This window comes from Antrihabitans spumae, from assembly GCF_043944905.1.
Classification (GTDB): domain Bacteria; phylum Actinomycetota; class Actinomycetes; order Mycobacteriales; family Mycobacteriaceae; genus Antrihabitans; species Antrihabitans spumae.
Window position 1 is genome coordinate 61,102 of the sequence record NZ_JBIMSN010000072.1, and the last position, 22,699, is coordinate 83,800.

The 22,699-nt window shown below is 64.4% G+C and carries 18 protein-coding genes; 11 read left to right on the forward strand and 7 right to left on the reverse strand.

Annotated elements, in window-relative coordinates:
• Positions 1 to 3: 3 nt before the first annotated feature.
• Genes ACHIRB_RS17350 through ACHIRB_RS17360 form a run of 3 tightly spaced genes read left to right on the forward strand, consistent with a single transcriptional unit; the run spans position 4 to position 3,311 of the window.
• A complete protein-coding gene (locus ACHIRB_RS17350) occupies positions 4 to 1,992 on the forward strand; it encodes an adenylate/guanylate cyclase domain-containing protein (protein WP_395127733.1) in 1,989 nt (662 codons plus the stop codon).
• Entirely contained in the window at positions 1,989 to 2,645 is a 657-nt protein-coding gene (locus ACHIRB_RS17355) for a Crp/Fnr family transcriptional regulator (RefSeq protein WP_199704728.1), read from the forward strand. Before ACHIRB_RS17350 ends, ACHIRB_RS17355 begins: the two co-directional genes overlap by 4 nt.
• Before the next feature lie 45 nt (positions 2,646 to 2,690).
• Entirely contained in the window at positions 2,691 to 3,311 is a 621-nt protein-coding gene (locus tag ACHIRB_RS17360; protein WP_395124180.1) for a pyridoxamine 5'-phosphate oxidase family protein, read from the forward strand.
• On the opposite strand, the gene ACHIRB_RS17365 is transcribed toward ACHIRB_RS17360, so the two are convergent.
• A complete protein-coding gene (locus tag ACHIRB_RS17365) occupies positions 3,304 to 3,765 on the reverse strand; it encodes a GtrA family protein (RefSeq protein WP_307829645.1) in 462 nt (153 codons plus the stop codon). The genes ACHIRB_RS17360 and ACHIRB_RS17365 overlap by 8 nt on opposite strands.
• A 39-nt stretch (positions 3,766 to 3,804) precedes the next feature.
• Between ACHIRB_RS17365 and ACHIRB_RS17370 the strand changes: the two genes are divergently transcribed.
• The 3 genes from ACHIRB_RS17370 to ACHIRB_RS17380 are packed head-to-tail and all read left to right on the forward strand — an operon-like array spanning position 3,805 to position 7,936.
• Complete coding sequence (locus ACHIRB_RS17370) at positions 3,805 to 5,244, forward strand: FAD-binding protein (RefSeq protein ID WP_395124181.1); 1,440 nt, start codon at positions 3,805 to 3,807, stop codon at positions 5,242 to 5,244.
• A 15-nt stretch (positions 5,245 to 5,259) separates the two neighbouring features.
• Positions 5,260 to 6,021 (forward strand): decaprenylphospho-beta-D-erythro-pentofuranosid-2-ulose 2-reductase, encoded by a 762-nt coding sequence (locus ACHIRB_RS17375; protein ID WP_199704725.1) that lies wholly within the window; start codon positions 5,260 to 5,262, stop codon positions 6,019 to 6,021.
• A 4-nt stretch (positions 6,022 to 6,025) separates the two neighbouring features.
• A complete protein-coding gene (locus ACHIRB_RS17380) occupies positions 6,026 to 7,936 on the forward strand; it encodes a galactan 5-O-arabinofuranosyltransferase (protein ID WP_395114024.1) in 1,911 nt (636 codons plus the stop codon).
• 51 nt (positions 7,937 to 7,987) lie between these two features.
• On the opposite strand, the gene ACHIRB_RS17385 is transcribed toward ACHIRB_RS17380, so the two are convergent.
• Positions 7,988 to 8,917, reverse strand: a complete 930-nt coding sequence (locus ACHIRB_RS17385) for an SGNH/GDSL hydrolase family protein (protein ID WP_395124182.1) — start codon at positions 8,915 to 8,917, stop codon at positions 7,988 to 7,990.
• Between the two features lie 91 nt (positions 8,918 to 9,008).
• Here ACHIRB_RS17385 and ACHIRB_RS17390 point away from each other — a divergent pair, with 91 nt between their 5' ends.
• Complete coding sequence (locus tag ACHIRB_RS17390) at positions 9,009 to 11,210, forward strand: MMPL family transporter (RefSeq protein ID WP_395124183.1); 2,202 nt, start codon at positions 9,009 to 9,011, stop codon at positions 11,208 to 11,210.
• Here the strand turns inward: ACHIRB_RS17390 and ACHIRB_RS17395 are convergent.
• The 3 genes from ACHIRB_RS17395 to ACHIRB_RS17405 form a co-directional block, all read right to left on the reverse strand.
• Entirely contained in the window at positions 11,203 to 11,493 is a 291-nt protein-coding gene (locus ACHIRB_RS17395) for a DUF1905 domain-containing protein (RefSeq protein WP_395124184.1), read from the reverse strand. The two genes, ACHIRB_RS17390 and ACHIRB_RS17395, sit on opposite strands and share 8 nt — an antisense overlap.
• Before the next feature lie 66 nt (positions 11,494 to 11,559).
• Positions 11,560 to 11,814, reverse strand: coding sequence for a WhiB family transcriptional regulator (locus tag ACHIRB_RS17400; protein WP_395114030.1), 255 nt, complete (start codon positions 11,812 to 11,814; stop codon positions 11,560 to 11,562).
• 66 nt (positions 11,815 to 11,880) lie between these two features.
• Positions 11,881 to 12,432 (reverse strand): HNH endonuclease, encoded by a 552-nt coding sequence (locus tag ACHIRB_RS17405; RefSeq protein WP_395114031.1) that lies wholly within the window; start codon positions 12,430 to 12,432, stop codon positions 11,881 to 11,883.
• 266 nt (positions 12,433 to 12,698) lie between these two features.
• Here ACHIRB_RS17405 and ACHIRB_RS17410 point away from each other — a divergent pair, with 266 nt between their 5' ends.
• The 3 genes from ACHIRB_RS17410 to ligD all read left to right on the forward strand — a co-directional run bounded on the left by ACHIRB_RS17410 (position 12,699) and on the right by ligD (position 15,771).
• Positions 12,699 to 14,366: a LuxR C-terminal-related transcriptional regulator gene (locus tag ACHIRB_RS17410; RefSeq protein ID WP_395114032.1), complete on the forward strand. Its 1,668-nt coding sequence runs from the start codon at positions 12,699 to 12,701 to the stop codon at positions 14,364 to 14,366.
• A gap of 129 nt (positions 14,367 to 14,495) precedes the next feature.
• Complete coding sequence (locus tag ACHIRB_RS17415) at positions 14,496 to 14,768, forward strand: DUF4242 domain-containing protein (RefSeq protein ID WP_395114034.1); 273 nt, start codon at positions 14,496 to 14,498, stop codon at positions 14,766 to 14,768.
• Between the two features lie 28 nt (positions 14,769 to 14,796).
• The gene (ligD, locus tag ACHIRB_RS17420) at positions 14,797 to 15,771 is read left to right on the forward strand and encodes a non-homologous end-joining DNA ligase (RefSeq protein WP_395124185.1); all 975 of its coding nucleotides are present in this window, start codon (positions 14,797 to 14,799) and stop codon (positions 15,769 to 15,771) included.
• On the opposite strand, the gene ACHIRB_RS17425 is transcribed toward ligD, so the two are convergent.
• On the reverse strand, positions 15,746 to 17,377 hold the full coding sequence (locus ACHIRB_RS17425; protein WP_395124186.1) for a protein kinase domain-containing protein: 1,632 nt from the start codon (positions 17,375 to 17,377) through the stop codon (positions 15,746 to 15,748). The genes ligD and ACHIRB_RS17425 overlap by 26 nt on opposite strands.
• Before the next feature lie 73 nt (positions 17,378 to 17,450).
• Positions 17,451 to 19,190, reverse strand: a complete 1,740-nt coding sequence (locus ACHIRB_RS17430) for a sensor histidine kinase (protein WP_395124187.1) — start codon at positions 19,188 to 19,190, stop codon at positions 17,451 to 17,453.
• 229 nt (positions 19,191 to 19,419) lie between these two features.
• Between ACHIRB_RS17430 and ACHIRB_RS17435 the strand changes: the two genes are divergently transcribed.
• Entirely contained in the window at positions 19,420 to 22,692 is a 3,273-nt protein-coding gene (locus ACHIRB_RS17435; RefSeq protein WP_395124200.1) for an arabinosyltransferase domain-containing protein, read from the forward strand.
• Positions 22,693 to 22,699: the final 7 nt, after the last annotated feature.

Below are 22,699 nucleotides of genomic sequence, written 5' to 3' on the forward strand. Positions count from 1 at the left end.
CGAATGGTGCCGTCGCCCGTTCGGGTCGCCGTGTGGCTGATCCACGTCTCCATACCCGCGTTCGGGTTGTGGTTGCTGGTATCGAAGCCACACCTCGACGTTCACTACGAACATCACGGCGCGCACTTCTGGCTCGTCCTTGCGACGGCGTCGACCGCGATGGCACTCGGGTTGGTTCTGCTTCGCGCGGCGCGACAGCGCAGTGACGCACGGTTGATTTTGGTGTCGCTCGTATTCCAGTTCAACGCAGGGTTTCTCGGCCTGCACGCGCTCGCGACGCCGGGGGTGATCCTGTCGAGTCCCAACGCGGGTTTCGTCGCCGCTACCCCGGTGGGCCTCGTTCTCGGCGGGGTGGCGGCGTTGGCGTCGTCGATCGACTACGGGCCGTCGGGCGCCGCGCGGATCAGACGCTTCGAGCCGCTGCTCGCCGCATTGCCACTCGTCCTGCTCGCCGTCTGGGCCATCGTGTCCCTTGCCGGGTTACCACCCCTGGATCGGGCGCCCGACCCGTCCGAGGCGCACGGTCCACTGGTCGCCGCGGCGTTCGTGGGTTCGGCGTTCTACCTCACCGCAGCGATCCGGTACCTCCTGAAATATCTGCGCACTCGCGGAGTTGTGCTGCTCAGTGTCCTGACCGCGTTCGTGCTGCTGTCGGAGGCACTGTTCGCCGTCGGGTTCGGGCGCAGCTGGCGAGCATCGTGGTGGGAATGGCACCTGCTGATGGTCGCGGCGTTCGTGCTCATCGTGTTCAGCGCTCATCTGCAGTTTCGGCGCGAGGGGTCGGCGCACGGGTTGTTCGACTCGGTCACGCTGCGCCAGACGATGGCGGCGATGGAACGCGACTACGCGCGAGCGCTCGAGGAGATGGTGAATGCGCTACGCCAACGCGCCGACGGCGGCGTCGCGGCGACCGAACCCCTCGGGTCGGTCGGAGTGGAACTGTCGCGTCGCTTCGGCCTGACCGAACGTCAGATCGCCGTCCTGCAACAGGGCGCGCACGCGCTCGGCAACGAACGTGAGCAGGTCCGCAGGCTCGGCGCGCTTGCAGCTGTCGGTGAGCGCTCCAGCGTGATCAGAAGCGAGGCCGAACTGCTGGACGAGGTGGTCGGCCTCGCGGCCTCGGCGTTCGATCGAGACAGGTTGCGGCTCGGCCTGATTCGCGGCGGGCAGCTGCAGTTCGCGGACGGTGGCAGCGCGGACTCGACGGCGTTGACCCTGCCGCTGACAGTGAAGGGGACACCGGCAGGCGTTCTCGAGGTTGCCCGCGATGGCGAGTTCTCCGACTCCGATATCGCACTGCTGCGCTCGTTCGCATCGCAGACCTCGGTCGCCCTGGAGAATGCGCGGTTGTATCAGCAACTCGACGGACTGTTCCGCTCGTACATGTCCCCTGCGGTCGCGACGGCACTCATCGCGGATCCGACGCAGGCTGGTCTCGGTGGCGAAATCGCCGAGGTGAGTGTGTTGTTCGCCGACCTGCGGGGCTTCACGCCGTTCTCGGAGCAGTCGTCACCCGATCAGGTGGTCGACATGCTCAACACCTACTACGGCGCGATCGTGCCGGTCATCCTGGACGAGGGCGGGACCGTCGTGCAATTCGTCGGCGACGCCGTCATGGCACTGTTCAATGCGCCGACCCGCCAACCCGACCACGCCCATCGTGCAGCGCGAGCCGGGCTCGATCTGCATCGCGCGATCGAGGGCGTGGCCGACGGGCATCCGGATTGGCCACGGTTTCGAGTCGGGGTGAACACCGGACCAGCGCTTGTTGGCAATGTGGGGGCCGCACAAATGCGCAACTTCACCGCGATCGGCGACACGACGAACCTCGCAGCGCGGCTCGAAGGATTGGCCGAGCCTGGGACTGTTGTCATTGGGCCACTGACGAGGGCCCAACTCGGCGACAATGCGGTGGTGAGCAGCCGAGGTGAATTGCAGGTCAAAGGTCGCCGCGAGCCTGTCGCGGTCTACGTCCTCGAAGGTATGCGATGACCGACTTCGATCTGCTTCGCAGCCTGTCGGACGACGAGCGCAGACACGTGCTCTCGACCTGCACTCGACGCCGGTTTCGCAGGCGCGACATCCTCTGTCACGAAGGCGATCCGGGCGATTGCGTTCATCTGATCCAGTCCGGCAGGCAGATCGTTCGGGTGACGACACCGCTCGGTCACACGGCGACGTTGTCGCTGCTCGGGCCCGGCGACTCGTGGGGTGAACAGGCTTTGCTGAGTCCACATGCGAGGCGAACTGCGACCGTCGTGGCGATCGAGGACACCGAGACTCTGACGCTGAGCCGCGAGCAACTTGCCCGGCTGCGGCGACAGCAGCCACAGATCGACCGATTTCTCACCGACACCCTGGCCGCTCAGGTGCGACGATTGTCGGCGATGGTGCTCGAGGCGTTGTATCTACCGGTCGACGAGCGGGTGGTACGACGGCTCGCTCATCTCGCGCGGGTCTACGGCGGTGCAAATGCGTTAGCGGAAATCCGCTTGACGCAGGATGATCTTGCCTCGATGGCGGGAACAACACGCGCGACTGCGAACAAAGTTCTGCGTGAATTGGAGGACAAGCGAATAGTGACGCTCGGCCGGGGGACGATCACTGTGATCGACCGTGCGGGTCTCGACAGAGCCGCACGCTGAAGGCTTAAACCGGATACGATTGCTCGAAATTGTGGAGAGGATCCGATGTCCGACGATAACCGGCCTGGCAGTAGCGGCGAGCACCGGCTACAGGAGCGCTTCGGCACCCAGGATCGCGCCGACAAGTTCTACTCCGATCAGGTACTCGACCGTCTCAACGAGACGATGATCGAGTTCGTCGGTCGGATGGACATGGCCTTCATCGCAACGTCCGACGCCAACGGCGAGTGTGACTCGAGTTTCCGGGCGGGCACCCCCGGCTTCATCCACGTGATCGACGAACGCACGGTCGCCTACCCGGAGTTTCGAGGCAACGGTGTGCTGGCAAGTCTCGGCAACATTTCCGAGAACCCGCACATCGGCATCTTGCTGATCGACTTCGTCGAAGATCTCATCGGTCTCCACATCAACGGCAGCGCCCGGATCGTCGCTGACGACGTGATTCGCGCAACGGTCCGCGGCCTACCCACCGAACGTGCGAAGGGGCGGCTGCCGGAACGCTGGGTCGTCGTCGATGTCGAAGAGGCCTACATCCATTGCCGCAAACACATTCCGCGAATGGTCCCCGAGTCCCGGGTGCGGGCGTGGGGCACCGACAACATGCGATCCAAGGGTGGCGACTACTTCGGCGCGAAGGCCGAGCCACGTCCCGTCAAACTCAGCTGATCTTGAAGATCACGACCCGCTGGACGATGAAGTTGATCACCGTCGCGGTTCCCTGCGCGATGACGAAGGCAACAGGAACACGCCACCACTCGTCGTCGAGCGCGTGGTAGATCGCCCAGTTGATACCGACCTGAACCGCGAACGTCACGGCATACAAGGCGACCACTGCCACGAAGCGCGCACGACTCGGCGGCGCTTTGAACGTCCAACGTCGGTTGATCAGGTACGCAGTGGTTGTGCCTGCGATGAAACTGATCGATTTCGCAACGTTAACGGGCAGCCCGATCGCCAACCCGAGCACGTAGAGCCCGAAGTCGACGATCGCAGAGAGCCCGCCGGTCAACCCGAATCGGATGATCTGCGTCTTGAGGTCGACGTCGGTGCCGCCGGGCTCGTCGACGAGTGGTAACTCGACGGGCAAAGGCAGATGGGGCTGCGGGTCGGTTCCGGACACGCTGACGAGCCTATCCGGCGCCAGGTAGCCTCTACTCCGATGTCCACCACAACAACGGAGACGGCAGCGGCGCCCGACGAAGCCCAGCCGTTGCCCACGCAGCCCCGCACGCTCACCGGTTGGGGCCGAACCGCCCCCACGACGGCGCAGGTGCTTTCGACCCCCGATATCGAGCTGATCGCTAAGGCGGTCGCGCAGGTCGCCGAGCAGAACGACAGCAAGCCGAGCCACCTCAAGCGTGGCGTCGTCGCTCGCGGTCTCGGTCGTTCGTACGGTGACAACGCTCAGAACGGCGGCGGGCTCGTCGTCGATATGACGCCGTTGCGGCGTATTCACAAGATCGATGCCGACACTCGGCTCGTCGACGTGGACGGTGGCGTCACCCTCGATCAGCTGATGCGGGCAGCTCTGCCGTTCGGCCTGTGGGTTCCGGTGCTTCCGGGCACGCGTCAGGTCACCGTCGGTGGCGCGATCGGTTGCGACATTCACGGCAAGAATCACCACAGCGCGGGCAGTTTCGGTAACCACGTTCGCTCGATGGAGTTGCTGACCGCCGATGGCAAGGTTCGGCATCTGACACCGAAGGGTCCGACGTCCAAGCTGTTCTGGGCGACTGTCGGCGGCAACGGCCTCACCGGCATCATCCTGCGCGCGGCGATCGAGATGACGCCGACCGAGACGGCGTACTTCATCGCCGACGGCGACGTGACGACCAGCCTCGACGAGACCATCGCCATTCACAGCGACGGCAGCGAAGAGAACTACACCTACAGTTCCGGCTGGTTCGACGCGATCAGCGCGCCGCCGAAGCTGGGTCGTGCGGCAATTTCGCGAGGCTCGCTCGCGACGTTCGATCAGCTGCCCGCGAAGCTGCAGAAGGACCCGCTGCGCTTCGACGCGAAGCCGCTGTTCACCTTCCCCGACCTCTTCCCGAACGGGTTGCTGAACAAGGCGAGCTTCACCCTCGCGACCGAAGTTTGGTACCGCAAGGCGAAGAGCTACCGGAACCAGCCACAGAGTTTGACGGCGTTCTACCACCCACTCGACATGATGAGCGAGTGGAACCGGGCCTACGGCTCGAACGGGTTTCTGCAGTACCAGTTCGTCGTTCCGCCGGAAGCGGTCGAGGAGTTCAAACGCATCATCGTCGACATCCAGTCCAGCGGGCACTACTCCTTCCTCAACGTGTTCAAGCTGTTCGGGCCGGGCAACCAAGCGCCGCTGAGCTTCCCGATCCCGGGCTGGAACATCTGCGTCGACTTCCCGATCAAGGCCGGACTCAACGAGTTCGTCACCGAGCTGGACCGTCGGGTCCTCGAGTTCGGCGGCAGGCTCTACACGGCCAAGGATTCGCGGACGACCGCCGAAACTTTCCATGCGATGTACCCACGGATCGACGAGTGGATCAAGGTCCGCCGCACGGTCGATCCAACGGGCGTATTCATGTCGGATATGGCTCGCAGGCTAGAACTACAGTGAGTTGGAGCTACTAAATTGATCAATGCCGTTGGCAATCCGCAGGCGCTGCTACTTCTCGGTGGCACGTCCGAGATCGGGCTCGCGATCGTCGAGGAATACCTGAAGAAGGGGCCTGCGCGCGTCGTCCTCGCTGCGCTGCCCAACGATCCGGGTCGCGACGCAGCCGTCGCGCAGGTGCAGGCTGCCGGTGCATCCAAGGTCGATGTCATCGACTTCGACGGCATCGACACAGCGAGCCATCCCGCCGTGATCGATCAGGCCTGGTCAGGCGGTGATGTGGACGTCGCGATCGTCGCATTCGGTCTCGACGGTGATCCCGAGGAACTCTGGCAGAACCAGCGCAAAGCCGTGCAGATAGCCGAGGTCAACTACACCGCAGCGGTGTCGGTCGGCGTGCTCGTCGGCGAGAAGATGCGCGGTCAGGGCTTCGGTCGGATCATCGCCATGTCGTCGGCCGCAGGTGAGCGTGTCAAGCGCACCAACTTCGTCTACGGCTCCACCAAGGCAGGACTCGACGGCTTCTACCTCGGCCTCGGCGAAGCGCTTCGCGAGTACGGCGTCCGCGTTCTGGTGATCCGTCCCGGCATGGTCCGGACCAAGTTCAGCGCGCACGTGAAGGAAGCACCGCTGACCGTCGACAAGGAATTTGTTGCGGCACTTGCTGTTCGGGCCTCGGACAAGGGCAAGGAGCTGGTCTGGGCGCCCGGGCAGTTCCGCTACGTGATGATGATCCTGCGTCACATTCCGCGGCCGATCTTCCGCAAGCTGCCGATCTAGTTCGATGACGGTGGACGAAATCGCGCCAGGCACCGCCCCGGCGCGACGCGCACTGTCGACACTCGCCGAGATGGCGGCGGCGATCGTTGTCGCTGCCCTCGTCTCAGCAATCGGGTTGTTCGCGTTCGCCCAGGTTCAGTGGCCCGCGTTCAGTTCGTCGAACGTGACGCGCGCGCTCACGACCGTCGGGCAGGTGGCCTCGATCGCGGTGCTCGGCGTCTCGATCTGGATGCTGCGGGTCCAGCGCTGGCCGCTGGTCGCGAAAGCGCTTTCCTGGGGCGGACTTTCGGCATTCGTCACCGTCACACTCGGCATGCCGCTAGGTGCTACCAAGCTCTACCTGTTCGGCATTTCGGTCGATCAAGAGTTTCGAACCGAATACCTCACGCGACTGACCGATTCCGCTGCACTGCGCGACATGACCTATGCCGACGTCCCGCCGTTCTACCCGGCAGGCTGGTTCTGGATCGGCGGTCGTGTCGCGAACCTGACCGGCATGGCCGGCTGGGAGGCATACAAGCCGTATGCGATCGCCTCGCTGGCTGTAGCATCCGTCGTCGCACTTGTGTTGTGGAGCAAGCTGATTCGCGGTGACTGGGCGGTAGTGGTCGGGCTCGCGGTCGCTGCGGTCACCGTTGCCTACGCCTCTCCCGAACCGTACGGCGCGACCATCGCCGTCCTGATTCCGCCGGTGCTCATCCTCGCGTGGGGAGGTTTGCATCGTCCCGACAGCACCGGCACGGGCGGTTGGGGCGCGGTCATCGGGACGGGATTGTTCCTCGGTGTCGCCGCAACGTTCTACACGCTCTATCTCGGCCTTGCCGCGTTTGCAGTGACAGCGATGGCCGTCCTGGCAGCCGTGCTCGCAGTGCGGGCGGGCAATACGTGGCGTGCCGCGGTACCAGTCGTTGTTCGCTTGGGAGTCTGCGGCGCCATCGCGATCGTGATCGCACTCATCGTGTGGGCGCCCTATCTGCTGGAACTTCGCCACGGCCGGCCGGCCGGATCGGGGACGGCGTTTCATTACCTGCCAGAGGGTGGGGCTCGGCTGGCCTTTCCGATGCTGCATTTCTCCGCTATCGGCGGTCTCTGCCTGATCGGCACGATCTGGCTCGCGGTGCGGTTCGGTTCGTCGCGTCGGGCCCGCGCGCTCGGCTGTGGTGTTCTCGCGATCTACGTCTGGTCGCTTGCGTCGATGGCGTTCACTGCCCTCGGCAGCACGTTGTTGTCGTTCCGCTTGGAACCGATCTTGATCGGCTTGCTGGCTGCGGCGGGGGTTTTCGGATTTCTCGAAGCGACCCGCTCGGTCTACGACAACATCGGGAGTCCAGCCGGTTTCCGCTATGCCGTGCTCGCTGTAGGTCTCGCCGGTGCGATGTCGTTCGCGCAGGACATCCCACAACACCTCGAGCCCGAGATCAACACCGCCTACAGCGACACCGACGGTAACGGCGTCCGCGCCGACAAGCGGCCGCCCGGTGGTGCCGCGTACTACCGCGAGATCGACGACGCGCTCTCGACGCAACTGCAACGTCCGCGTGCCGACACGGTTGTCTTGACGGCAGACACCAGCTTCCTCAGCTACTACCCGTACTTCGGTTTCCAGGCGCTGACCTCGCATTACGCGAACCCGCTCGCCGACTTCGACGGTCGGGCTGCGGCGATCGCCGAGTGGAGCAAACTCGAAACCCCCGACCAGCTGATTGCGGCAATGGACGCGGCACCGTGGCGCGCGCCGGACGCGATCCTGTTCCGCTACGGACCCGACGGCTACAGCCTGCGTCTGGCCGAGGACGTATACCCGAACGATCCGAACGTTCGCCGCTACACGGTTACTTTTCCCGAGGAACTGTTCGCCGATCCTCGCTTCCAGGTGACCGAGATCGGGCCCTTCGTACTCGTTGTCAGGACCTAGGCCGCTCCGCGGCTCGTGAGTCCTTTTGGTGGTTCCGCCCTCCGAAAGTGCTCACGAGCCGCTTGCGGCCTTTAGTTCGGCGGCGATGTCGCTCATCCCCCGCAGCGTCAGATGGAAGGGCACCAGCGTCTGATCTGCGAGGACCGGTTCGATCCAGCGTTCACTACGTGGCGCGCACGCATCGTGACCTAGGCCCGCAGTCCGAGTTTCTACATAGACGGCGCCGTGAGCAGCGGCTTCGCTCGAGACAACGGAGCTCAGCTCGTCGAACTTCGACTGCACGTAGGCGGCATTCGGCCCGGTCAACAGAGCATCGGCGCACCCTTGCGGACGCAAGTAGATCGGCCAACCGTCGACGACGACGTTGGCGTCAGGTGAACGGCGGTGGATCTCCTCCAGCGCGGCTGCATAGGCCGGACGAATGGCTTGGATCGCCGCGCTCCATTCCTCGCCGCGCGCGCAGGTGCGGCCAACGAGATTCTCCGCGACGCAGGAAAGGATGAAATCGGTGAACCGCGCATCGTTCGCGCCGATATGGAGAGTCACGAGCTTCGTGTTGGGGCCGAGCGCATCGAACTGCGGTGCGACCCCGGGACCCTGCGAACCGTAGAGGTCCGGAATCTTCGCCGAGCTGCAGGTTCGGTCGTCGAGCTGGACGCCGAGGGTGCGGGCGAGCAGCTTCGGGGTGTTGGCGGTCGATTGCGCGCACCGCAGCGGCGCCTCGACATCGAAGCTTTGCACACCCGTTGTCGCAGCACCCGAATCACCCAGGGCGACGTAGTACTGGCTGTCTGCGACGGTGTTGTGTCCTGGCGCCGCTGCAGCGACACCGCCCGCAAACACGCTCGCGCACAGCAGGCTTGCGGTGACCGCGATTGCTCGTACACGCCATGCCAGCATCATCGTGCAGACCTTACCCGCGGCGAGTGGGCTCACAGCGTGATCGCCACTCGCTCGTTGCCGCAGCGAAAGCCCGTTCACCGCCTTCGTTGTGCCCTCGCTGCACAGCCCGCTGTGTCACACTGCACCAATTTGCTCCTCGTCGGTTCCGCCGAACATCGGAGGCTCTGCAATGTCGACCTATCTGTATCGGCTGGCGCGGTTCACCTTTCGGCGACGCCGCTGGGTTCTTGCGGTGTGGTTGGCGCTCGCTATCGGAATGATCGTGCTGGCAAATGCCAGCGGCGGCAAGACAAACGACAACTTCACCATCCCAGGGACCGAATCCCAGGAGACCGCTGACCTGCTCGCATCGAAGATGCCTGCGATCAACGGCGGGCAAACCCAAGTTGTGTTTGCAACCAACGGTGCTGCGAAGCTGACGGATTCGGCCGCGAAGGCCGCGATCGAGTCGTCGGTCGCCAAGCTGAAGACGCTTCCCGGCGTGGTGTCGGTTTCCGATCCGTTCGCGCCGGGATCGATCGCGCCGAACTCCGATGTAGCCATCGCCTCGGTTCAATTCCTTGCCTCCCCAGTCGATGTTCCCGAATCGACGTTGGCAGCGATCCAAGCTGCGGTCGTGCCTGCCGAAGACGTCGGCGTCGACGTCGCCTACTCGGGCAGCGTCTATCCCGGCTGGCTGACCGAAGTGTCCGAACTGCCCGAGATCGTCGGCCTGATAATGGCTTTCGTCATTCTGCTGATCACGTTCGGCGCGTTCGTCGCAGCGGGTCTGCCGATCGTGACTGCGATCATCGGTGTCGTCACCACCCTGATGGGTGTCACCGCGCTTGCGTCGGTCGTCGACATCGCCTCGGCATCGACGACCGTTGCGCTGATGCTCGGCCTCTCGTGCGGCATCGACTACGGGCTGTTCATCCTGTCGCGGCATCGAAACAACCTGCTGCAGGGGATGGACACCGAAGAGTCCGTCGCGCTGTCCGTCGGCACGGCCGGGAGTTCGGTTGTGTTCGCTGGACTTACGGTGATCGTGGCGTTGTGCGGACTCGCCGTCGTCGGCATACCGTTCCTGACCGTCATGGGATTGGCCGCTGCCGCTGCGGTTTTCGTAGCCCTGTTGATCGCGTTGACGTTGCTGCCCGCGATGATGGGATTCGCCGGTGGCAAGGTCGCGAAGTTCCTCGCGACCCCACTTCGGCCGGGACACCACGAAAAGATCGCGCTCGAAGCCGCGTACACGCCCGAGAAGACGGCTGGCGCTGCGTGGGCGCGGTTCGTAGTCAGATTCCGGGTACCGGTGCTTGTCATCGGGGTCCTGACGTTGATCGTGCTAGCGATTCCCGCGACTCAGATGAAGCTCGGCCTGCCGACCGGCGCATCCAAGCCGGAGGGCGATACCGCGCGCATCGCCTACGACCTCACCACCGAAGGCTTCGGTGTCGGCTTCAACGGCCCGCTGCTCGTCGTCGCGGAGAATCTCGCCGATCCGGCTGCCGCGGCGCCGATCGTCGAAGCCTTGAGCAAGGAAGAAGGTGTCGCTGCTGCGACATTGGCAGGCGCCGACAACGGTGTCGTCATCATCAGCGTCATACCGACCACCGGACCGAACGACCCTGAGACAGCGAAACTGGTGGACCGCATCCGCAGCGACCGCACTCGCATCGAAGGGACGACGGGCGCGACGCTACTCGTCGGAGGTGGCACGGCGTCCAATATCGATGTCTCCAAGAAGCTTTCGGACGCGCTGCCGGTGTTCCTCTTCATCGTCATCGGCCTTGCGTTTCTGCTGCTGACCTTCGCGTTCCGGACGATCCTCGTCCCGATCAAGTCGATCATCGGTTTCCTGCTGTCGGTATCCGCAGCGTTCGGCGCACAGGTAGCGGTGTTCCAGTGGGGCTGGGGCCAGGAATTGCTCGGCATCACACCGAGCGAAACCGTCAGCTTCCTGCCGATCATCATGCTGGCCATCATCTTCGGCCTCTCGAGCGATTACGAAGTATTCGTCGTGTCGCGCATCAAGGAGGACTACACCAAGACCGGCGACGCACGTGGCGCCGTCGAACGCGGCACCGGACTGTCGGCGCGTGTTGTCACCGCCGCCGCGCTGATCATGTTCTCGATCTTCCTGGCGTTTATGGTCAACGACGACCCCACGATCAAGGCGATCGGTTTCAGTTTCGCGGTCGGCGTCTTCCTCGATGCCTTCGTCGTCCGGCTGACGTTGGTGCCCGCTGTGATGGCGATCGTCAAGGGCACGCTCTGGTACCACCCGTTGTGGTTCGCCAAACACGTCCCCGATCCCGATATCGAGGGTGAGAAGTTGGAGCAGCGGCTCGCAGCGGAACACGGCGCCGACGTGGCTGCGCTCAGCTGAGTCGCTGCTGCAACCGAACGGTCACCTCCACGCCTGCCTCTGCTTTGCCGATTTGTTTGCACATCGCGGCTCGCATCGGCATCCAGTGCGGACCCGAACCGGATGGCATCAGCGTCGCGTCGAACGGGTGCCCGTCGACGGTGCCGGACACTTTGATCGCACGTCGCGTGCCGAAATACTCCGCGGAATTCGGCACGGTCAGGAAGGTGGCGAAGGCTCCGTTCTTTTCGATCGGGGCGGTGAATTCGAGGTCGATCGGATGTGCGATCTTGGCAGTCGACATGGCAACTCGCTTTCGAGGCTGGGACGGTTCGACAGCTATGACTGTCGAACCGTCCCGGAATCATCGCTACTGCACGCGACCTCGGTCGAGGTCGCGGCCGCCCCACACCCCGGACTGGCCTGTTGCCCGTCCGAACTCGCCGCACTGCAGCAGGATCGGGCAACGGGCACACACCGAAAGTGCATACCCGTAGTCCTGCGTCGGGAAAGGAAACCAGGCCTCGGGGTTGGCGTCACCGCGGCACGCAGCCCGGAGCCAATCGGGCGCGTCCGAGATCGGCAGCAGGTCGGCGAGCGTCCTGATATCCAGTACTTCGGTCATCGAATTCCTTTCCAGGCGGCTGCGCCACTCGTGAGTCTTTTCGGAGGTCGGGCCCTCCGGAAGGACTCACGAGGCGCGGAGCGCCCTCATTTCCTTCCAGATCCGCTGCTGCGTCTTCTCCTCGTGCCGTGGGGCTTTCGGCTCCCAAAGCAGACGCATGCCTGCCTCCTCCGGCGTGCGGTCGCTCTTGTAGCAATTGCACTCGGCGCAGCAGGCGATCAGATTTCCCCACGTGTCGGGTCCACCGCGGCTGCGCGGCAGGATGTGGTCGACCGTGCCCGCGAACGACGCATCGCAGTAGCCGCACCTGTACCCGTCACGCCGCAGCACACCCGCAAAGGTTGCTCGGGTCCCGTCGTCGACGAGCACGTGGTGTTCGATGTAGACGTAGCGGAGTAGCCGAATCGTCTGCGGCAGAGGCATTTCGGTGTGCTGCGACCGAATCGGGAACACCGGATCGCGGTCGGCGACCGACTCGGCGGCACCGACGCTCACCAAAACCACCGCGCGGTCGGCGGGGATCTCGGTGAGAGCCTCGAACGTCACGTTCAACACGAGTACGGACGTGCGTATCCAGTTGTCGGCAGTGAGTACTGCAGGTTGGTTGCGAATGCGCATGGGTTATCACCGTCTTGGAATGGTCGTGCGGAAGGTAGAGAAATCAGGACTGGACCGGTTGCGCCGAATCCAGGTAGCAGCGCAAAAGACCGATGCCCACTCGCCACGCAAATCGAATTTCGACACTCTTCGGCGTGTGCACTGCTACTCCCTTCTGCTCCTTCTTCACATGAACCATTACCCGTGCGGCAACGTTTGTCCTGTCAATGCTGACAGATCGGCTCGAGATTGTAGAGCGAGTTATTTTGCAGGCTTACCCTGGAACGATGGCGGAAATCGTCGGTTCGCCGACGTTGGATCAAGGCCACCTCGACACGGCACGCGACGCCCATGCGGCCGGAGACTGGCTGGTGGCGTTCGACTGCTTCACGGCCGCGCGAACGGTCGTCGCACTGTCGAGTGACAACCTCGTTGCCTTCGCCGAGGCCGCGTGGTGGCTCGGAAGAATCGACGAGTCACTCGACGCGTACACACAGGCGCATCGCCTCTATGTCGACGCGGGATGTGCTGCCGACGCCGCTATGGCCGCCTTCTACCTTGGGCTGCACACCGGGTTGCGCGGCGACCTGTCGAAGGGCGCAGGCTGGCTGCGCCGCTGCTACCAACTGCTCGACACCATCCCCGAGCAACGCGCGCACGGCTATCCCCTCTACATAGAAACCAGCCGGGCCTTACATCGCAGCAATACCGATGCGGCGATGGCCGCCGCACTGCGGATGCAGGCACTCGGCCGGGCTTATGCCGACGTGGACCTCGTTGCGGTGGGTGTCCTCGGCGAAGGCAAATCCCTCGTTGCGCTCGGACAGGTCGACGAGGGACTCGCGCTCCTAGACGAGGCGATGTTGATGGTGTCGTCCGGCGAGGTGACGCCGTTCTGGTCCGGAGCGGTCTACTGCCACGTGATGTCGGTATGCCACGAGTTGGTCGATCTGCGACGCGCGACCGAGGTGACCAAGTCTGCGACCCAGTGGTGCAGCCCTTTGCCCGACGCCAACCTTTATCCAGGGATCTGTCGCGTGCACCGCGCCCAGGTTCTGCAACTGCACGGCAATTGGGACGACGCCGAGGCCGAAGCGATCCGCGCTCACGCCGAAACCGTGAACATCAATGCCAACGTTGCCGCCGAGGCTCATTACGAAATCGCCGAGATCCGCAGGCTGAGAGGCGATCTGACGGGCGCCGAGGCGGCACTGCGCGCTGCCCACGAACTCGGCGCCGATCCCCAACCCGGGCTGGCGCTGGTCCGCTTGGCGCAGGGGAAAATCGACGCTGCGGCTTCGTCGATCCGTGCGGCTCTCGCCGACGACCGGCGCACGCCTCTCGCCCGAACTCGCTTCCGTGTCGCGCAGGTCGAGATCGCCCTCGCGGCAGGTGATCTCGACACCGCCAGGCAGGCATCGGTCGAGCTTTCAGAGACCGCCGAGACCCATTGCGGTTCCGGGCTCGCCGCTGCGGCCACCCGTGCGCGTGGCGCAATCTTCCTCGCGGAAGGAAAGGCGGTCACGGCACTTCCGGTATTACGCACAGCGTGCAAGCAGTGGCAGCAGCTGGAGGCACCCTACGAGACGGCCCGGACGCGACTTCTGCTCGCCGAGACTTTTCGTGCACTGGGCGACGACGACGCCGTCGGTCTCGAACTCGATTCAGCAGCAACAGTTTTCGAACGGCTCGGCGCACTCCCGAGCATCCAGCGGGTCGCGACACTACGGGGCAAGTCGACCGCGCTGGGCGGGCTGAGCACCCGGGAGACCGAGGTGCTGCGACTCGTCTCGGCCGGCAACAGCAATCGTGAAATCGCATCCGCGCTGTTCCTCAGCGAGCGGACCGTGCACCGGCACGTCGCGAACGTCTTCACCAAGCTCGGGGTGACGTCGCGTTCCGCCGCAACGGCTTACGCATTCGAGAACGGCATCGTGGACCCGCGACGCCACTGACCGCTCTGGGTATAAATGCCCACCTGGGAAGTCCAACACGGCGGCTGATGCCGATGCCCGAAGCACGCCGCCGACCGTAACTTTGGTATCGCCACCCCAACACCGGGGACACTCTCGAAGGAGAATCCGATGCCGAAATACGTTATCGAACGCGACATGCCCAGCGTTGGCAATCTCACGCAGGCAGAACTGCAGGGTGCAGCCCAGACCTCGAACGCCGCGCTGGCAAAGATGGAAGGCCGCGCACAGTGGCAGCAGAGTTACGTGACCGACGACAAGATCTACTGCATCTACGTCGCCGACGACGAGGATGCTGTGCGCGAACATGCTGAACTGTCCGGCTTTCCGGCGAACAGGGTCAGCCGCATCGGCGGCGTCATCGATCCGACAACCGCCGACTGATCCGCGCCGGACAGCTATCTTGGCAGGTATGGCCACCAGTTCCGGTAAGTCGAAATCTCCTGCCGTCGAGCTCGAGATCGACGACAAGGTGGTGCGGATCAGCAATCCGGATCGCATCTATTTTCCGGAGACCGGTGCCACCAAACTCGATCTCGTCGAGTACTACCTATCGGTCGGCGACGGCATCGTCAATGCGCTCTACGAGCGGCCGTGCATGCTGCATCGCTTTCCGACAGGCTTGAGCGGCGAGAAAGTGCACCAGAAACGCGTACCGAACGGGGCTCCGCCCTGGTTGAACACGGTTCGGGTGCACTTCCCTCGCTACAACCGCAACGCCGACGAGCTGTGTGTGACCGAGTTGGCGCACGTGATCTGGGCGGTCCAGATGTCGACCGTGGAATTTCATCCGTGGAACACACGCAGTGCAGCCGTCGAATTCCCCGACGAGTGGCGCATCGATCTCGATCCGATGCCGGACTGCAGTTTCGACCGCGTGCGTCGTGTTGCGCACGTCGCACACGAGGTGCTCGACGACCTCGGTGCGATCGGTTGGCCGAAAACCAGCGGCGGCAAGGGTTTACACATCTATGTCCGCATCGCTCCCGACTACGGCTTCAAAGACGTCCGGCGGGCAGCGCTCGCGTTTGCGCGTGAAGTCGAGCGTCGGGCACCGTCCGAGGTGACGACGACGTGGTGGCGGAAAGATCGCGACCCCGCTGCATTGTTCGTCGACTACAACCAGAACGCGCGCGATCACACGATCGCCAGCGCCTACTCCGTGCGGGGCAATCCTCGCGGAACCGTCTCGACGCCGATCACGTGGGACGAGATCGACGACGCCGACCCACAGGACTTCACGATGCAAACCGTCCCAGCACGTTTCGCCGAACTCGGCGACCTCCACGCCGGAATGGACGACGCGGTTTTCGATATTTCACGGCTGCTGGAGTGGGCCGAACGCGACGAAACCGAGGGTGTCACAGATCCGGGTGGGGACGACTGACAGGTGGCGGCGCTGACCGCAAATGCGTCAGCACCGCAAGCACCCGCCGGTGATCCTCTGGTTCGGGAGCAAGTTCGAGTTTGACGAAGATGCTCCGAACATGAGCTTCCACGGTCCGCTCGCCGAGAAACAACGACGCACTGATCGCTTTGTTGGAACGACCTTCGGCCATAAGCTGCAACACTTCTCGCTCACGGGCCGACAGTTCGTCGAGCGGTCGATGCCCCCGGTGCGGTCGGGAAACGAGCCTCCCGACCAGATCCGGATCGATCGCGGAACCACCGGCGGCGACACGGTTGAGGGCGTCAACGAACTCGTCGATATCGGCGACACGATCCTTGAGCAGGTAGCCGAGACTGCCCGCTCCCCCGTCGAGCAGGTTCATCACGTTCTCGGTTTCAACGTACTGCGACAGCAGCAGCACCCCGGTGTCTGGGTAGTCACGACGGATCGTGATCGCCGCCTCGATACCTTCGACCGTGTGCGTCGGAGGCATTCGAATGTCGACGACGGCGACATCAGGACGGTGCTCCTCCACCAGTTCGAGCAACCCCGCCGCGTCGCCCGCTTGCCCGACGACGTCGATGCCCTCGTCCTGCAGCAGCCGAGCGATTCCTTCGCGCAACAACACCGAATCGTCGGTCAGCACAACTCGCAACGCCTGTGAGTTCGCGGCGAATGCGGTGACGTCGGGGTCGGTCGCATCCAAATCGAGTGGCCGCGGGACCCGATGTGGCACAGTCTGATCCGGCTCGGCAGCAGCCAACGCAGCCCTCGCCGCGTCGACCATTTCGACACACGAGTCGTAGCGACCCTCCCGCTTCTTTGCGAGCCCTTTCGCCAGCACCTGATCGAACGCTGCGGGCAGCCCGGGCCGGAAAGCACTCGCCCGGGGCACCGGAGCGTTCAAGTGCCCGTTCATGATTGCCGACGGATTGGGTCCCGGATAGGGCGGTGCACCCGTCACCAGATGAAACAGTGTGCACGCCAACGAGTATTGATCGGTCCGATGATCGACCTCGGCACCATCGATCTGCTCCGGCGCCGCATATCGCAGCGTTGCGACCAACATTCCCGTCTCGGTGAGGTGCACGGTGTCGTCGAGTGCCTTCGCAATACCGAAGTCGGTCAACAACACTCGCTCCGATTCACCCGGATACGGTGCATCGGCAAGCAGGATGTTCGCGGGCTTCACGTCGCGGTGGAACACACCGGCGCTGTGGGCGTAGTCGAGTCCGCGGGCGACCTCGTACGCGATGTGCAACGCCCGTTCCGGTGGCAGCACCTGATCCCGAACCAGTTGCGCGACATCGGTTCCCGCGACGTACTGCATCGATATCCACAGCTGATTGCGGTGCCTGCCGCGGTCGTAGACTGCGACGATGTTGGGGTGTTCGAGCCTGGCGGCGTGGTCGGCTTCGAATTCGAACCGCGCACGGACGTAGTCGTCCGACGTCAGATTCTTGTGCAGCAACTTCAATGCGACGCGGCGCGGCAGGTTCGGATGGCGCGCGACATAGACAGATCCCATCCCGCCGACACCGATGCCATTTTCGATCGTGTAGCCGGCGAACACGGCACCCGGTGAGAGGTCGTATCCACCCATGTCTTCACCCTGTTTCGCTGGTGTCCTCGCTGCAATCGGCAAGGACACTCATTCAACCCCAGAGTAGGACGATCTACAGCGGCAGGTGGACCGTCACCGTCGTTCCGCCGCCCTCGGGGCTGAGCACGGACAGCCGCCCACCGAGCGCGGAGGCGCGATCGAGCAGTCCGCTCAAACCGCCACCCGGGCCGAATGTCGCGCCGCCACAGCCGTCGTCGGCAACAACGAGCTTCAGTTCGCCGTCCGCCGCGCTCATCGCGATCTCGACGTGGGTGGCCGTGCTGTGCTTGATCGCGTTCGTCACCGCTTCGGCCGCGATGAAGTAGGCGGCGAGTTCGACGGCCGCCGCTGGACGTTCGGCCAGGTCGTCGACTATCTCCAGCGGCAGCGGTGACCGCTCGGCGAGTCCGTCCAGCGCGGCTCCGAGCCCACGCTCCTGCAGCACTGGCGGATAGACACCGCGGGCGAGATCACGCAGCTCCTTCAACGCCGAATCCAGTTCTGCCGCACCCTGAACGAGCAGGTCGCGCATCTGGGGGTCGTGCTGCGACCGTTGTGCGCGGCGCAGCAGGATCGACGCGGCGACAAGCCGCTGCTGGGCACCGTCGTGCAGGTCGCGCTCGAGCCGGCGACGTTGCTGGTCACCGGCAGCGACGATCCGACCGCGGGATTGCCGGACCTCCTCGAGCTGCGCCTCGAGTTCGGCTTGCAGCCGATGATTGTCCAGCGCAACGGTTGCGGCGCTGCGGACCGCTGCGATCAGTTGCGGCTGATCACGAAGCGACTGGTCGTAGACGAGAGCACCGACGGGCACCCCGTCCCGTTCGAGGACCGTCGCCGCTCGCGGACCGTCGTCGTCGGGCAGTCGATGCCCGAGACCCTCCGCATCGACATAACAACGCCGAGCGGCCGACCACGACCACAGCACCAGGCTCGGATCACGGACCGCACGCCGCAGTGCCCTAGAGAAATCTTCGCCGAGCGGGGCGGCCCCGACCTCGACCATCACGTCGCTGACGGCACCGCGCGCAACTCGGAAGCGCCACAGCCCCAACGCGATCGACAGCGGCGACAGGATGGTCGCGGCATAACCGATGATTGCACCGGCTTCGTCGAGTGCACCCGGCGACGTCGCGTCGATCGCGTACAGCGTCAAGACGACGGCCGTTCCGATCAACGCCACGATCCACAGCGGCGCGAAAGCGGAACGGTACGCCGCGGACCCGCGCCGCCAGCGGCGGTACAGCACGACGATCATGACGACCGCGATGGACACGTCGATGAGGCCGAAAACAAGCTGCAACGCATCGAAAACGTCGGGGTCGTCGCGAATCAGCAGCAGGTTTATCGGTTCGCCAGAGGTCTGACCGGCGACGCGACCTGGATCGGCGAACGCCAACTCCAGCATCGCGGAGCCGAGGTAATAGGTGTAGCAACCGGCAACGAACCACCGCTCCCACGATTTACGCAGCCGACCGAGCGGAAAGCCGAGCACCACCTGGATGAGCACCGCGAAGTACGCGACGATCAGTGCCCAGCCGATGGTGAAGAGCAACGGCTGGCTGGAGAAGTTGAACCCGCGAGCGAGCCAGAGCAATCCGGCGCCGATCATCAGCTTACCGGTGTTGTCGTGCGGACGGATGCGCCAACTCGCGATGCCCGCTCCGACGAACGCCCACCCGACCAGGACGAACATCACCAGTTCGAGCGGATTCTTCACCGCCCGGAAAGCGTCCCAATCGACAGCGACAACCATCACGGTGGTCAATCCGGCGGTGGCAAGAGCGACCGCAATTACGCTCAGCCGACTCACGGCCCGACCTCCTGTCCTGGTGTCGCTTCGTCCTGGTGTGGAGTTCAGCATCCTCGTCGCAACCCCGTCACCGCTACCGTGCTGCCACTGACGAACTCGTGTCGCTGGGATCGGTCGAACACAGGGCTGCACAACGTTGCACCAGGCGCTTCCGTGCTAACACGGAGGTCCGCTGCGGTGCCAGCACGGGCTTGCAAGCGTGGGCTGCGTGCTCGCACAGGGTCCGCCGATACCATCTGACCTTGTGCCACCTGATGCCAAGCGCCTTCGTACAGCCCGTCTGATCGCAATCGTGACGGGTCTGCTGGGCTTTCTGCTTGCCCTAGCCACTCCCCTGCTCCCGGTCGACCAAGACACCGCGAGCATCGACTGGCCCCAGGCCAGCGCGGAAAGTGTTGACGCGCCGCTCATTTCGTACACCCCACTGCGGTTCGACGCCACCATTCCCGCCGCGGCAGTCAAAGATCTCGGCGCGGAGGGCGGAACGGTCGTCTCGACCATCCCCGACGAGTCGAGTCGGGCTGCTGCCGAAGGTCTCGTCGTCAAGGTTGTCAAGGGCGAGCAGGGTGCGGAACCTGTGCTCGAAGTACTGCTGCGCGACAATCCGCTCGTCTCGCTGCCCCTTCCCGAACTACCCGACTCGTCGACGATCACTATCAGTGCGGATCCAGCGGGTGCGATCGCCGAGGTTTCCAACATCGAGCCGCCGATCAAAGCCGATGTTCGACGCGACATCCGGCCGCAGGTGGTCGGCATCTTCACCGATCTCGATCCGGATGCGGTCCGTAGCGCCGCGGGCGCAGGCCTCGGCATGCATCTCGACCTCGATTCCCGCTTCTCCTCCAGCCCGTCGACTCTCAAGTTCGCCGCGATGATCGTCGCCGTGCTCGCGACGATCGCATCCCTGATCGCGCTACACGTTCTCGACGGCACCGACCGCCGCAAACCGCGCCGCTTCCTGCCCTCGTCGTGGTGGAAGGTCTCGCCCGTCGACCTCGTCGTCATCGGCACGCTGGGCCTGTGGCACTTCATCGGCGCCAACACCTCCGACGACGGTTACCTGCTCAACATGGCCAGGGTGTCCGACAACTCGGGTTACATGGCCAACTATTTCCGCTGGTTCGGTGTCCCCGAGGCACCGTTCGGCTGGTACTACGACGTCCTCGCGACGTTCGCGAAAGTGTCGACCGCGAGCCCGTGGATGCGTTTGCCTGCCCTGATCGCCGGTGTCCTGTGCTGGATGGTGATCAGCCGCGAGGTCCTGCCGAGGCTGGGTCGCCACGTGCGACGCAGCCAGGTCGCACTGTGGACCGCGGGTCTCGTCTTTCTCGCGTTCTGGCTGCCCTACAACAACGGTCTCCGTCCGGAACCGATCATCGCCTTGGGCGCGCTGCTGACGTGGTGCTCGATCGAACGCGCAATCGCGACCGGACGTCTGCTTCCCGGCGCGTTCGCCGTCCTGATCGCGGCCTTCTCGCTCGCGGCGGGTCCGTCGGGACTCATCTGTATTGCCGCGCTGATCGCGGGATCACGTCCGGTACTGCAGATCATCGTCAAGCGTGCCGGTGCGGCGACCGATATAGGAAAGCTGCGCAGCTACGCGTCCCTGCTCGCGCCGGGTCTCGCCGCTGGCACGCTCGTGCTGGTCGCGATGTTCGCCGACCAGACCCTCGCCTCGGTCCTCGAATCGACGAGCGTGCGCACTGCCGTCGGGCCGAACGTCAAATGGTTCGACGAACATTACCGCTGGGATTCGCTGCTGGCGATCTCCCCCGACGGATCGCTCGCCCGCCGCTTCGGCATGTTCGTGATGCTGCTCTGCCTGATCGTCTGCGTCATGCAGGTTCTACGTAAGGGCGGCCGCATTCCCGGCACAGCACGCGGACCGTCGACGCGTGTCCTCGGCATCATCTTCGGCGCGCTGCTGCTCATGATGTTCACCCCGACCAAGTGGACCCACCATTTCGGCGTCTACGCCGGTCTTGCCGGTTCGCTCGCAGCACTGGCAGCGATAGCCGTCGGTGCGCAGAACATGCGCTCCCCGCGCAACAGGTCGCTGTTCGCCGCTGCGGTGATGTTCGTGACCGCGCTTGCCTTCACCAGCTCCAACGGCTGGTGGTACGTGTCGAGCTACGGCATCCCGTGGTGGGACAAGCCACCGTCCATCGCGGGCAAGGGATTTGCGACGGTCATGCTCGGTTTGACGATCCTGCTATTGCTACTGGCGATCTGGCATCACTTCAGGGAGCCGTACGTGACCGCCTCCACGACGCGGACCCGTCGATTCGCTCCGGCGCCGTTGACGATAGCTGCAGGTTTCGTGGTCCTGTTCGAGGTCGCATCGTTCGCGAAGGGTGCTGTCTCGCAGTACCCCGCGTACTCGATCGCACAGTCGAACCTCGATTCACTCGCAGGCAACACGTGTGGGCTGGCCGACGACGTGCTCGTCGAAAGCGATCCGAACTCCTCGATGCTCACACCCGTCACCGGTTCGGTCGCCGACGGTCTGCGTGCCACCGGTGACGGTTTCACTCCGAACGGCGTCGCCTCCGACCTCACCGCGGATGAAGAGGAGAAGGCGGTCGGGTCTGCAAACTCGATCCGCACCGACGACCCAGGCCGGACGACCGACACGACCGCAGCAGGTACCGGTGGCGGTACCGAGGAGAACGCAGGCATCAACGGAAGCAGTGTGAGCTTGCCGTTCGGCCTCGACGCGAAGAAGACGCCCGTCCTCGGTAGCTACCAGACGGGCGAGCAGAAGCCGTCGACGCTGACATCGCAGTGGTACGGACTCGACCGACCAGCACCCGAGAACAGCCTCGACAAGATCCTCGTCATCACCGCAGCGGGCCGAATTCTGTCCTTCGACGCGGACGGCGTGCTGTCTTACGGCCAGACCCTGCTCGTCGAGTTCGGCACGAGGAGCCCCGACGGTCAGGTCACCGACACCGGCGTGCTCACACCGCTGGACATCGGTCCGTCCCCGTCGTGGCGAAACCTGCGGGTGCCGCTCGCAGAGATCCCGGACGCGGCGAACGTCGTTCGGATCGTCGCAGTCGACAACGACATCACCAGCGATCAGTGGCTTGCGGTCACCCCGCCGCGAATTCCGCATCTGCAGACGCTCGACGAGGTCGTCGGACGGTCGCAGCCGGTCCTGCTCGACTGGTCGGTCGGCTTGGCGTTCCCCTGCCAACGACCGTTCGACCACCACGACGGCGTCGCCGAGGTACCCGACTACCGAATCCTGCCCGACCGGGTCGGCGCCGATTCCACCAACGCGTGGCAGGACAACATCGGCGGCGGTCCACTCGGCTGGACGGGGTTGCTGCTCACCGCCGAATCGGTGCCGACGTACCTGGACGACGACTGGCGACGGGACTGGGGATCGCTGGAACGGTTGACGCCGTTCGACAAGGATGCGGTACCCGCGCAGGTCGGCGTGACAGTGACAACGCGAAGCGGAACCTGGACGCCGGGACCGATCCGAGTTCGCTGACGCCCGT